The 13,772-nt window shown below is 41.7% G+C and carries 11 protein-coding genes; 3 read left to right on the forward strand and 8 right to left on the reverse strand.

Features of this window, described 5'->3' with window-relative positions; all coding sequences use genetic code 11:
• The first annotated feature begins 29 nt into the window (after window positions 1-29).
• Window positions 30-653 carry an arylesterase gene (locus A9Z07_RS09040; protein ID WP_171066973.1) on the forward strand — a complete coding sequence of 208 codons (624 nt, stop codon included), beginning with the start codon at window positions 30-32 and terminating at the stop codon, window positions 651-653.
• Between the two features lie 27 nt (window positions 654-680).
• Here A9Z07_RS09040 and aac(6')-I read toward each other — a convergent pair whose 3' ends face one another.
• A complete protein-coding gene (gene aac(6')-I / locus A9Z07_RS09045) occupies window positions 681-1,121 on the reverse strand; it encodes an AAC(6')-Ighjkrstuvwx family aminoglycoside N-acetyltransferase (RefSeq protein ID WP_069578049.1) in 441 nt (146 codons plus the stop codon).
• 104 nt (window positions 1,122-1,225) lie between these two features.
• On the reverse strand, window positions 1,226-1,840 hold the full coding sequence (locus A9Z07_RS09050; protein WP_032810306.1) for a carbonic anhydrase: 615 nt from the start codon (window positions 1,838-1,840) through the stop codon (window positions 1,226-1,228).
• 236 nt (window positions 1,841-2,076) lie between these two features.
• On the opposite strand from A9Z07_RS09050, the gene A9Z07_RS09055 reads away from it, so the two are divergent.
• Window positions 2,077-3,090 (forward strand): alpha/beta fold hydrolase, encoded by a 1,014-nt coding sequence (locus tag A9Z07_RS09055; RefSeq protein WP_069578053.1) that lies wholly within the window; start codon window positions 2,077-2,079, stop codon window positions 3,088-3,090.
• 25 nt (window positions 3,091-3,115) lie between these two features.
• Window positions 3,116-4,126 (forward strand): hypothetical protein, encoded by a 1,011-nt coding sequence (locus A9Z07_RS09060; protein ID WP_069578058.1) that lies wholly within the window; start codon window positions 3,116-3,118, stop codon window positions 4,124-4,126.
• 27 nt (window positions 4,127-4,153) lie between these two features.
• Here the strand turns inward: A9Z07_RS09060 and A9Z07_RS09065 are convergent, their stop codons facing one another.
• The 6 genes from A9Z07_RS09065 to A9Z07_RS09090 form a co-directional block, all read right to left on the reverse strand.
• Window positions 4,154-6,199, reverse strand: a complete 2,046-nt coding sequence (locus A9Z07_RS09065; protein WP_069578061.1) for a TonB-dependent receptor domain-containing protein — start codon at window positions 6,197-6,199, stop codon at window positions 4,154-4,156.
• Window positions 6,200-6,647: 448 nt separating this feature from the next.
• Window positions 6,648-7,733 carry an agmatine deiminase gene (gene aguA / locus A9Z07_RS09070; RefSeq protein WP_069578064.1) on the reverse strand — a complete coding sequence of 362 codons (1,086 nt, stop codon included), beginning with the start codon at window positions 7,731-7,733 and terminating at the stop codon, window positions 6,648-6,650.
• Between the two features lie 72 nt (window positions 7,734-7,805).
• Window positions 7,806-9,134, reverse strand: a complete 1,329-nt coding sequence (locus A9Z07_RS09075) for an APC family permease (RefSeq protein ID WP_069578067.1) — start codon at window positions 9,132-9,134, stop codon at window positions 7,806-7,808.
• A gap of 112 nt (window positions 9,135-9,246) precedes the next feature.
• Entirely contained in the window at window positions 9,247-10,662 is a 1,416-nt protein-coding gene (locus tag A9Z07_RS09080; protein WP_069578069.1) for an aldehyde dehydrogenase family protein, read from the reverse strand.
• A gap of 206 nt (window positions 10,663-10,868) precedes the next feature.
• The gene (locus A9Z07_RS09085; RefSeq protein WP_069578071.1) at window positions 10,869-12,269 is read right to left on the reverse strand and encodes an aminotransferase; all 1,401 of its coding nucleotides are present in this window, start codon (window positions 12,267-12,269) and stop codon (window positions 10,869-10,871) included.
• A 77-nt stretch (window positions 12,270-12,346) separates the two neighbouring features.
• Complete coding sequence (locus tag A9Z07_RS09090; RefSeq protein WP_069578073.1) at window positions 12,347-13,606, reverse strand: Zn-dependent hydrolase; 1,260 nt, start codon at window positions 13,604-13,606, stop codon at window positions 12,347-12,349.
• Window positions 13,607-13,772 lie beyond the last annotated feature (166 nt).

Consider the following 13,772-nt stretch of genomic DNA (forward strand, 5'->3'; position numbering starts at 1 on the left):
CTTTAGGACAAATTTGAAGTGCAATGCAAATATCTAAAGTTATCTTGTCAGTATCTAAAACGCTTGCAATGATCAGTGTCTGTTTGATCCCGACACTGGTTTCAGCAAAGACTATTTTAATTTTGGGTGATAGCCTGAGCGCAGGTTATGGCATAGATGCAAAACAAGGTTGGGTTCACTTATTACAACAACGTTTAGACCAACAGTATCCGAAACAGCACAAGGTGGTCAATGCAAGTGTCAGTGGAGAAACCACCAGTGGTGCGCTGGCAAGACTGCCAAAATTATTGCAAACCTATCGACCAGAAGTGGTGGTGATTGAACTGGGTGGCAATGATGGCTTACGCGGTCAGCCTCCACAAATGATTCAAAAAAATCTTGCCCAACTGGTGCAGCTGAGTCAGAAGCAGAAAGCCCATGTTTTACTGTTTGGGATGAAAATACCGCCTAACTACGGCACAGCCTATAGCAAGGCTTTTGAAAATAATTACAAGGTGATCAGCCAGCAATATAAAGTGAAATTACTGCCTTTCTTTCTTGAAGGTGTCGCGGGACAAAAACACTTGATCCAGAACGATCAGATTCATCCAAATGCGAAAGCACAGCCAATGATGCTGAATCTGGCTTATCCTTATATTAAAGGCGCGTTATAAACTGCGCCTTCCACTCAATAGACGATTTCAACTGATCTTTTTCTTAAAATAAACCACACGTTCGGTTTCCTGAAAACCCAGCGCGCGATGCATGGCATGACTGATCGTATTATCAATTGCTGCATCTGAAGCAAATTCGGTACAGGAAAATTGCTTTGCCCAGTCTTCTACTTGCTGTACCAAAGTGGTAGCAACACCTGAACGTCGATATTCAGGCAAGACATAAATGCCTTCCAGAAAAGCCACAGGTGAGGTTTGTGTACCATTTACATATTCATATCGAATCGACGCTTCCAGCATGGCAATTGCTTGCTGCTGATCGTTATAGCTTAATAATTGCAAAGTATGTTTTTGTTCAAGTAGCTGCCGCATTTCCAGTAAATGCGCGTCTTCATGATCAGGCCAGAGTAATATTCTTAATTGCAGCCAGTCGGCTAATAACGGCTCGGTTACAGGCATGATTTTCATATCGATTATGCCCTTTTGCTTCACTTATTTTTCTAATTCAATAAAAAATTAAAATTTATGCTTCCAACAGCGAAATTAAGGCGAGTTAAAACCCGCCCTGATTCTTAGAAATCAAAAAAAGAAACTTCACCTGTTTCTAGCGAATATTCTGCACCAACGACAATCATTTTGCCCTTTTCAATCAGGCTTTCCAGCACAGCAGAGCCATGACGGAGCTGATTCACAGAAGCAAATACATTTGAACGTACCGCATGCGCAGACAATTTTTTCAAATCATTTTTGAGTTCGGTTTGCATCAAGATTTCAACCGACGGACGGACACGGTTTACGATCGACATTAAATTCGATGAAGGCGGCTGATCAGGGTTCATCAAGGTATCAATCGTGGCTTGAATCGCACCACAATGACTATGACCCAGTACCACCACAACAGCACAATCATAACGCTCTGCTGCAAATTCAACACTGCCGACCTGTGAAGGCGCCACAATATTGCCTGCCACACGAATCACGAACAAGTCACCCAAGCCTTGGTCAAAAACCATTTCAGCAGGTACACGTGAATCAGAACAGCCTAAAACAATTGCAAAAGGATTTTGATCACTTGCCATCTCGGCACGTTCTTGGTGAGATAACAATCTTTGTTGAACTGCCTCTCCTTTTACAAAACGGGCATTACCAGCTTTTAAACGTTCTAATGCTTCTTGTGCGGTGAGCATGTGTGTATCCATGTGTGATTGACCTAAGGCAACAGTTTAATGTGCGCCCGTTTGAAAGTCACTGACAAAAATAGAAACGATCAGCATACTTGCTAATCTTTTGAACCGTAAAATAGCGGAAAATTGCTGATTTCATTGGCAAGAATTTCCATACATCTGTAGATTATGCAAATGACTCGCGTCGTCTCTTCCTCAATAATCAATTGGTTTAAAAATAGATCAAGGATTGAACAACGATGATAAATACCCGACTTACCCAACCTTTTCGTCAGGCTTTTGGCGCTGCTTTGCTGGTGTGTAGCTTAAGTACACTAGCAGTAAGTACAACTCAAGCTGCCGAAATAGAAATGAATTTTCAAAACCTGTTGCAACAAGAGCGTGCATGGGCTGGCTTACAAACCAAGACCTTAAAAGTAGGTGACATCACCTGGTCGTATAGTGAAGGCGGTCAAGCGGGTAAGCCAATCGTCATTTTAATTCATGGTCTTGCAGGCAGTCGTGACAACTGGAACCGTGTTGCACGCGCCCTCACGGCAAACTACCACGTCATCATTCCTGATTTACCGGCCAGTGGTGAAACATTAGTACCTAAAGATTTTGACTATTCTGTTCCGAATGTCACAGAGAAATTACGCCGTTTTGTAGAAGCTGCCAATCTGACAGGCCCAGCGCATGTTGCTGGTCATTCACTGGGTGGTTCTATCGCGATGCTCTATGCAGGCCAATATCCTTTTGAAACCAAGAGCCTGTTCCTGATTGATGCGGCGGGTGTCTATAAAGCAGCGACCACGCCTTATTTAAAAGATCCAAATCAGGTGAAAAACATGATTGTGAGCAAAAAAGGTGATTTCAATTTCCTGATGCAACAAGCCATGTTTACTCCGCCATTCATTCCAAAAGAAATTGCTCAGGCACAAGAAAAAATGATGATTGGTCAGGTTGAGCAAACCCAGAAAATGGTCGATCAGGTGATTGCCTTAAATAAGCTCTATACACCTGATTCATTTGCCTTGCTGGCAAGATCAATTGATGCACCGACCCTGATTTTATGGGGTAAGCAAGATAAAATTGTCAATGTTGAAGTGGTCCCTGAATTAAAAGCATTACTGAAAAATGCCCAGACACCTGTCATTCTGGACAATGTCGGTCATATGCCGATTCTGGAAGCAGATCAATTGGTAGTTCAACAGTATCTACCTTTCCTCAGCAAGATTCAGGCACAAAAACCTGCTGCGGCTCCAGCGCAATAAACTTAATTTAGCGATTTGAGAATATATGTCTAAACATCCAATGATAGAACAACTGATTGATGCACAGCTCGACTTTCTTGAGCATGAGTTTGCACAACCAGACACCATTCAATCGGAATTTAAACAGTTCTATCATTGGTTGCGTTTACAGCCGTTACAGCAGATCTGGTCTTTTGAACAAATTTTTAACCTGATTGAAAAACAGATTCTTGCGACACCCGCAAGTGCATTTCTGGTTGAGCAGATTGCAGAACATATTCGTTTTGCCCTGATTCACCCGATTAATGACCAAACCACGATTGAAGATGTTATTCCTGTTCTTACCGTAGATTCGATTGCCCAGTATGTTGCCAGTAAAAGTGGACATCGCCAGCGTTTAATTAAAACCGTGGTGAACAATCCCGCGTTCTCTGCACTGATTACACAGCTAATCCAGCACTCGATTCAGGATTATCTGGATAATTCCGTCATGTCAAAACGCGTCCCAGGTGTCGGACATTTTATGAAAATGGGCAAATCTGTTTTAGAAACAGTAACAGATTCCAATCTCAACGAAACCATTGCGCATTATTTACAAAAGAATATTTTAAAAATCAGTCAAATGAGTGAGAGAGTGCTGAATCAGCATTTTAATGATGACAAGCTCTATCATTTTCAGGCCAATCTCTGGCATAAAATTAAAGTCATGCCCTTATCGGTCTTGCGTAATTATGTAGAAGTACAGGACTTACCAAAAACCGTCGAGATGGGACATGAGATTTGGGATCATATTCGTCAAACGCCCTATCTAAAACAACAAGTACATGATGGTGTGTATGCATGGTATGCACGTAATCAGGAACGGACTTTTGATCTTTTATTACGTGATCTGAATATTGATGAAGCCCTGATTGAAAATGAACTCAGCCATTTACTTGCGCCTGTACTGCAACAGGTGATCGAAACAGGTTATTTGCGTCAGCGTGCTCGCGTATATTTAGAGAAGTTTTATTATTCTGAAAGAACACAAGATATTTTAAGCCAGAAAGATCATTAAGTTATCTTTCTGGCTTGTTTCAAAAGATTAGTATTTAACAGTAACACCAACAAAAGCCCGTTGGCGTTCAACTAAGTATGAATCACTACCATTTGATAAATTCTTATCAAACAAGTTATTGATACCTGTTCTAAAGGTCAAATTATCATTGTAATCATAGTTTGCAGAAACTCCGAAAATGGTATGAGGTTTTTGCAAACTGCTAGTTGTTACATTGTCACCAAAATATTGCTTACCTAGATGTCTAGCATTGAACTCTAATGCCAAAGCATCCGTAGGTTTCCAATTTAACGCCGAATTTACTGTAATTTTAGGTGTGGTAATTAACTCTTTACCAGTATCTAAGTTCTTCGCTTCAAAGAAGTACGTCATATTATTATTCCAGTTCACAGTATCTGTAATCGGGAAATTTGCGACAACCTCTAAGCCACGAGTACGTGCTTTACCAATATTTTCATAACGGGTATACCAACGACCATTGATCTCTGCCAATGGTGCATAATCAATTTTATCTTTGAAATCTGTATGGAAATAAGTCACACCCAAATCAGAATTGAAACCGTTGTAATTTAAACTGATTTCATAGTTTGTACTTTCTTCTGGTTTTAAATTCGGGTTGCCAGCCATATAGCAACCACCCGATACATAACCCAACGGAATTAAAGAACTACAGCCATTCCCACGCGAGAATGTTGCTGCACCTGGCGTTGTTTCTTTTAATGACGGCGCTCTAAATCCTTTTGCCACTCCCCCTTTAATAGTAAAATCATTTAAAGGATGATAAACCAGATAAGCTCTAGGACTATGGTGCGAGCCATATTTATCATCGTGATCAAGTCGATTGCCAACCGTCAAATTTAAGTTATCTAATAAACTTATATTATCTTCTAGGAAAAGTGCCCAAGTTTTGTTCTCAACGGTTGGATCAGAATATTTCTGCCCGTCCCAGCTTCCATCTGGTAGTGTGCCGATTGTTTGTGTATTTGTTAGTTCATTTTTCTTCCACTGCCCACCAACAGTCAAGGACTGCTCAAATAAGGCATTAAATGGAATATTTAAATTTCCTTCAATGATCGTTTCATTTGATTTAGCAATGCCACTCGCATTACTACTATCATAATCATTGTAATAGGCAGACAGTTTTGATTTACCAAAACCCCAATCACCATCATGTGAAATACTATACGTATGATGTTCTAAATCATCTGGCCCCCAAGCAACCTCTCCCTCACTAATCGCACCACCACGTCCAACGACCTCACCAAATCCTGCTTTATTTTTTTGTGTTGAAATTCCTGCCTCAACAGCAACTTGATGTTTATCATTAATTTTATAATTCAATAATGCATTATAATTTTCATCGATGTATCCAGAGGTACCTTGTCCAGCTTTAATATTCTGGTCTGCTTCACGTTCAGTACGGCCTGCGGTCAAACGTAAACCTAGATTTTCTGTTAATGGGCCTGTCACCATGACTCCCATTTGATCCGTATGACCAAGATCTCTCGACGTTGTTGGAACTGTATAATTACGGGTTAGGCTTCCTCCCCATTTATTTGGAATTTTTCGGGTAATAATATTAATTACCCCACCCATTGCATCTGAACCATAAAGTGATGACATTGGACCTCGAACGACTTCAATTCGTTCAATCATTTCAGGTGTAATCCAGTTTAAATCCTGACGACCTGAGTCTGGACGATAATTCGTATCACGAGAGGATCCAATACGTTTACCATCAATCAAGATAAGTGTGTAATTATCTGGCAAACCACGTAATTTAATTTTTGATCCATCACCATTTGGGCTAATACCACCTGTAACACCAGGAACCTTACTCAGCAAATCACCAATACTTGCCACTGGCTGTTTTTCAATATCTTCACGCGTAATGACACTAATACTCGCTGGCGCATCTTTTACATCTACAGCTTGGCTGCTCGCAGTCACAACAATCTTTTCCAGTTGTATGGCATCTTTATTTGCTTGAGTTTCTGCTGCATGTGCAAGCGCCATCATACCGCCCAATACGGAAATAGTAAGGAGTGATTGACGTGCTATTTTGTTGGACATATTCCCACCCGATTCAGAGAGATCTTAAAGATTATTTAAAATTTATGGGAATTCTAACAAAAAATAAATACAAATGATAATTATTATTATTTATATCTTCATTTTTTATTCATAATTTAATAGTGATTAGCTAAGGAAGAAAGTTTAATTTTTTAATTCTCAGTCAAAAATAATTCTCTCAATCCATTAATTTTATTTAAGAATAATATGAAATTCTTATATAAAAAATATGAAGATGAAGCTTACATGATTTTGTCATTCTTATCACAATCATCAACTGAATAAAGATATTCAAATTTTTAGGCATTTTATGCTTTAGATGATCTCTTTAAAATTATGACACTTTTCCAGTAATTTTTATGATTATTACATCCACTCGTTGCTTGAGCAAGTTGAAAAGATCTACAGATGTATAGACTCTGTTTCAACTTGCTTACAGCATCGTTACTTAAGCTGGAATTTGCTGGGTAATGCAGTGAATATTTCCACCACCCAGTAAGATTTCTCGCGCTGGTACTCCTGTGATGAGATAGTCTGGATACATCTGCTGGAACAATGCTTTTGCCTGTTCATCGGTACGTTCATCCAATAATGGGAAAATAATCTGCTGATTGCTGATCAAATAATTCACATAAGAACCCGCCAAACGATTTCCTTCAAAACGTTCAATCGCATTACCCTTATCAACATCAACCGTCTCATTTCCACTGGCATAGAGTGGGCCTGGAGATGGTAACTTCCATACTTTCAATTGGCGGCCTTTCGCATCTTTCGTATTTTCAAGCACTTTCAATGCGGCTTGTGAACGTGCGTATTGCGGATCATCGATATCATCTGTCCAGTGCAATGCAACTTCACCCGGACGAACGAAACAGCACATATTGTCGACATGCCCATCGGTTTCATCATTAAATACACCTTGAGGCAGCCAGATAAAAGTCGTTACCCCGAGACATTCTTGCAGAATGTTTTCAATCTGAGTCTGAGACAGATGTGGATTTCGATTTGGATTGAGCAAACATTCTGCTGTAGTCAATAACGTTCCTTCTCCATCGACATGAATTGCCCCGCCCTCTAAGATCAGCGGCGTCGAGTAAGTCTCAATGCCATGCTGAGCAGCGATTTTGCCTGCAATCAACTGATCCTGATCCCATGGGAAATACAATCCACCATTTTCCCCGCCCCAAGCATTAAACACCCAATTAATGGCTTTTTTCTGGCCTTGTGCATTCTTGACAATGGTTGGACCCGTATCGCGTGTCCATGCATCATCACTTTCCATTTCAACCAGAGTCACCTGTGCAGGCATAACCTGACCTGCTTTTTCCATTTCAGCTTGAGGAACAGCCATAAATACTGGCGTTTTCTGGGCAATTGCAGCCGCAACCTGTGCAAAAGCCTGTTGTGCAGGCGCACCATTTCCACGCCAGTTATCTGTACGATAAGGCCAGATCATCCATACAGCTTCTTGTGCAGACCACTCGCCGGGCATGCTATAACCTTGCTGATTTGGGGTTTTCGCATTCTGTTCCATATATTCTGTCTCCATATCTTTAAGTTTTTAGAAATCAAATCTTCAATTATCAAATCAATTGATTAAAACGGTTTAAGTCGTGGCCCCGAACGAAAGTGGCTGTTTGCGGATACGCTTATAAAGCAACAGTAAAACGCCAGCCAATAACCACACGCCACCAAATTCCAGCGCTGATTTTTCCAGATGTACCCACAGACCTAATAAGCACAACACCGAAGCCAGTGGTAGCAATAGATTGAAGAAAATATTTTTTAAACCTGCGCGCTCTTTACGTATCACAAAGAATTTCATGAATACAGAGAAGTTCACCATAGTGAAGGCGATCAAGGCACCAAAACTCACCAGACTCACCACGGTTGCCAAATCAACAGTAATCGCTAACAGAGAAATCAAGCCGACGAAGAAAATCGAATATAACGGCGTACCTAATCTGTGATTCACATAACCGAATATTTTTTGGTTAAACACCCCATCACGTCCCATGATGTAAAGCAAACGCGAAGCGCTGGCATGAGAAGCCAAACCAGAGGCAAATGCATTCATGATCTGTACGGTAAGTAAAGCTGACTGGAAAAATACGCCCCCGACAAAAAGTGCAATTTCAGGTAAGGCTTCATCTGGATTTTTAAACTGTTCCAATGTCGGAAAGGACAATTGGACAAACCAGGAAACCGTAATAAAAATAAGGCCGCCTAATAATGTTGTGAGCATAATTGCCCGAGGAATGGTCTTGGTTGGATTGCGGCTTTCATGGGCTAAGGTTGATACCGCATCAAAACCTAAATAAGAGAAACACACCAATGACACACCTGTCAGCAAGGTTAGATATTCAGGATTGCCATTAAATAAAGGTGTCATTGTCGCTAGGCTTTGATAACCTTGCGAATGCCCCATTCCAGTAACCACCAGAAAAATAAACACCAGCATCATTGAAATCGTGGCTGCAATAAAGATAAAGCTGAAGTTCGCCAGAATATTGATACGAAAGCTGTTGATTAGCGTAATGATCCCGACCATGATCACCACCCATGTGGTATAGGCAATGTCAGGCATCAATGCATGGAGATAAAAGGACGCGAGTAAAACATTAACCAGCGGAATAAGTAGATAATCAATAAGCGAACACCAGCCCACAAAAAAACCCGCTGTCTTGCCGCATGTTTCCGTGGTGTAGGTATACGCTGATCCTGATTTTGGGGTGAGTTTACTAAAGCGTGCATAGCTAAATGCCGTCAATAGCATTGCAAACAAGGCCAAGGTATAAGCTAGAGGAACCCGCCCCTCAGTGACTCTTGAAATAATACCAAAGGTATCAAATACGGTTGCTGGAGCCATATAAGCCACACCAATGACAACGACTTGCCATAGTGAGAGCCCTTTTCGTTTGTTTTCGCTTTCCATGCACGTTTCTCCTGCATCAATGCAAATATTTTCGCAGTACTTTTTTATTCATCTTGGATGGTGCTATTGAACAGAGAAGTCCCTTTCCCGATTCAATCAGCAGTTGGAAAAATTAGAGCGTAATCACGTTTTCTTCGAGATAACTTTGCATCCCCGACTGCCCTAGTTCTCGCCCAATGCCACTCTTTTTGAAACCACCCCATAACGAGCCAGGTTGAATCATTTGATGGGAATTAATCCAGATATGACCAGAGCGAAGTCGCTTGGCAATTTTTTTACCATGCTCCAAAGACCCTGTGATAATGGTTGCAGCCAGACCAAACTCAGAGTCATTGGCAAGGCGAATGGCTTCTTCTTCAGTTTCAAAGCTTCGACAGCAAATCACGGGGCCAAAGATTTCCTCTTTCCACAATCGACTGTCAGTCGGAACATTGACAAAAACATGCGGCTGAATGAAAAAGCCTTTTTCAGGTACAGCAATTTGCTCAAAATCAATTAAAGTTTGAAGTTTTTCGTCTTTCGCAATACTTAAATACTCACGAACTTTCTGGAATTGCTTTTGTGTGGTCATCGGCCCCATTGCAAATGGACCGCTCAGATCAGAACCCAAAGTGATTGATTCCACCGCAGCCTTAAACTTCTGGTAAAAACGTTCGGCAATCGATTGATGCACCAGTAAACGTGAGGTCGCAGAGCACATTTGACCACTGTTATAGAACATGCCACCGAGTGCTTTATCGACTGCTTCATCCAGATCTGCATCTTCAAGAATAAGGATCGGCGATTTTCCGCCGAGCTCTAATGTGACGCGTTTAACCGAACGGGCTGCGGCCTGCATCACATGAATGCCTACCTCTGTGCTACCAGTGAAAGAGACTTTATTCACCTCTGGATGTGTCACCAAATGCTGCGCGGCAACTGCATCTCCCAAAATCAGGTTAAATACACCCTGAGGAAACTGGATCTGATCCAAGAGCTGAGTAAATGCATATTCAGGCAACGGCACCAACTCGGAAGGTTTAAAGATGAGCGTGCAACCTGCGGCAAGAGCGGGTGCTATTTTCCATGCGCTGGTGATTAACGGGAAATTCCACGGCGTAATTAAAGCAACCACACCGACGGGATTTTGCTGATGCGTCAGTTCAATACCACCGTCACATTCAGTCACCTGACTAAATGCAAAGCTTTTGACTAAATTGGCATAATAGCGGTAACACTTAATGCTGTTGTCGACATCGACTTGTGCTTGTTCCGAAGATTTACCATTGTTACGGTGGGAAAGTTCAATCAAGGTGTTTTTTGCTGCTTCAATCGCATCGGCAATTTTATTTAACCAATTCGCGCGTTCTTCAGGGCTTGTCAAACTCCAGCTTTCCAATGCCTGTTGCGCGGCAGCCACAGCAGCATCTACATCCTGTGGGGAAGCCGTAGTAAATTGGATTAATTCCTCTTCGCTGCCTGGATTGACCACCGTAATCTGGGATGTTCCTGTCGTGTTTTCCCATTTTCCATTGATATAATTCTTCATCTGCTTGCTCTCATACGAGTTCTAAAGCGGATTCATCGTGACCGCCCACAGGATTTCAGCCTGCTTCATATCACTAATGTCCGTTTTATTCTTCATTCATTCCATCGACATCATCTGTTGTTGTCCCGCTATTTCTATCGATCAGCGAGATTCAACTCACCCCGCGAGGCAAGTTGATTTTTCATTGGGAAACAAAGAGATTCAGCTTATAAATGCCCTTCAGCTTTTAATTCCTGAATGGTATTCTGAATCGCATGACGTAAGGTTTTCACAGCAAAGTCAATTTGATCGCGTGTCAGGATCAATGGTGGAGACAAGACATTCATGTGACCCACTGGACGAACAATCAAACCGAGTTTTTGGCAATGGTTCGCAATACGTTTACCAACGCCAACAGAACGGTCAAACAGTTCTTTGGTTTTTTTATTACGTAAGTTTTCGATACACATCATGAATTTTTTGCCGCGTACTTCACCGACAATTTCCAGATCCGCAAGCGTCTTTAATTGCTCTTCAAAGTAAACGCCCATGTCTTGAACATGTTCACAAATCTTTTCTTTTTCCAGAATTTCAATATTCTTCAGTGCAGCAACACAACTCACTGGATGGCCTGAATAGGTAAAGCCATGCGTCAGCAAACCACCTTCATGATGCGGCTTGCTGATGGCATCATAAATTTCATCAGAAATGATGGTTGCACCTAAAGGTAAGTAGCCTGAAGAAAGCCCTTTTGCACAGGTAATAATGTCAGGAACAATGCCAAACACGGCTTCTGAAGCAAACATATGACCTAAGCGACCAAATGCAGTGACCACCTCATCAGACACATACAGAACATTGTATTTCTTACATACTGCCAAAGTTTTGGCATGGTAGCCTTCTGGTGGAACAATCACCCCGCCTGCACCCATGATTGGCTCGGCAAAGAAAGCAGCCACATTATCTGGGCCAAGTTTCAGAATCGTATCTTCCAGTTCCTGAACCTTTTCATTACAGAAATCTTCCATCGACTGTGATGCAGGCTTACGGTATGGATTTGGGCATGACACATGATGAACCAGTTCGTTGTGAATTTCGAAACCGACATGATCGGCTTCAATTCCCGTCAAGGTCATACTGATGTAGGTACTACCGTGATAAGCATCTTTACGAGCAATCAATTTTTTCTTGGATGGCTTACCGATTTGATAGAAATAGTGGTGAATTAAACGTACCGCCGTATCATTCGCCACAGAACCACCACAACCATAAAACACATGATTTAGGTTACCCGGTGCCAACTCAGCAAGTTTAGCGGCCAACTTGGCTGCTGGCGCTGTGGTTTGATGACCAAAAGGTGAAAAGTAAGGTAATTCCATGATCTGTTCAGCAACAGCATCAGCAATTTCTTTGCGTCCATAACCGACATTGACACACCATAGGCCGCCAATACCATCTAGATATTTATTGCCTTGTGCATCATACACATAGACATTTTCACCTTTAGACATAATTAAAGAACCTTCGTCTTTAAATGTCGAAAAATCTGTCCACGGGTGAATCACATGATCCTTATCTTTTTGCCAGATATCCTGAATATCTACTTCTACTGGTAATTTTGAGTTCATCTTCTATCCATCCATCTTTATTGCAATGCTCCATTCCAGCAGCATGCATGTCTTACACATTGTTAATTTGTTGATAATTAAACTGTTGCTGTATTTTTTTGAGCGACTTGTGCGGCTGACTGTGCGTCATAATTTAAAATGGCATTCAGCAGCACATCGGCACCTTGAGCTGCATCTTGCATATAAATATCTTCTGCCTCGTTATGGCTTAAGCCATCAATACAAGGGATAAAGATCATGGTCGTTGGACAATGTTTTGCGATATTGATCGCATCATGTCCTGCACCACTCACAATTGTCTGGTTGCTATATCCCAAACTGTTTACAGCATCTTGAACTGTTGCAACGCAAGTCGGATCAAAATAAGTCGCTGGACTCAGCCAATGTTGAGATACGCGAACTTCCAGATCTCGTTCCATTGCCAGACGAGATAAGATTGCTGTTGTTTCGATTTCCATTGCTTCCAGTGCTGCATCATCAGGATGACGTAAATCAATGGTCCACTGAATCTGGCCTGGGATGGTATTTCGTGATGAATTGGCGACCTGCATTTCACCAAATGTCACCAAGCCTTGTGGGAATTTCTCAAGAATGCATTTTTCAATAGCGACAATCATTTCTGCCGTGCCGACCATAGTATCTTTACGCATATTCATCGGAGTCGTACCAGCATGCGCAGCTTTACCTTGGGTTTCGACATCTAACCAGAGAATGGCTTGACCACCTGTCACCACGCCAATCGAGATCTGGTTTCTTTCCAATACAGGTCCTTGTTCGATATGCGCTTCGTAATAAGCCTGAAATGGACGAGCCAGCGGGTAATCGCCCAATTGCCCTGTACGAACCAGCTCCGAATAAACAGAAATACCGTTTTTATCCGTGGTGTCATAAACTTGCTGTTTAAGTAATACGCCAGCGAATGCTGCTGAACCCATCATTGCAGGAGTGAAACGTGCGCCTTCTTCATTCATCCACACCACCAATTCAAGTGGATGGTCAGTAACAATATTCTGTTCTTCTAAGCGCTGTAACACTTCCATGCCAGCCAGCACACCATAAATTCCGTCAAAGCGACCACCCTTTGGCTGGGTATCTAAATGGCTGCCCATAGCGATAGGTAATGCGGTTTGGTTTTGCCCTGAACGCCGTAAAATCAGGTTACCAACTTCATCATAATGAATAGAAAGATTAATCTGCTTGGCCCACTCAAGCAGTAAAGCCCGGCCTGAAATATCTTCATCTGTGAGCGCCAATCGTGTATTTCCGCCTTTCGTGGTCGCACCAATCTTCGCCATATCCATGAGCATCTGCCACAAGCGCTCTGCATTCACTCTCATTGTTTTAACATCCCTTTTATCGATATATTTTAAATATCACTTTATTCACGCTACTTTGATTAATTCTTCAATTAAAAACGAGTACCAATTCTTCCAAAAAAACAGGTACCAATTTAAGTATGAATGAATAAAAAACAATTCCTTTTGTTTTTCAAACAAATAAACC

The sequence above is a fragment of the Acinetobacter sp. YK3 genome (assembly GCF_001729365.1).
Lineage (GTDB): Bacteria > Pseudomonadota > Gammaproteobacteria > Pseudomonadales > Moraxellaceae > Acinetobacter > Acinetobacter vivianii.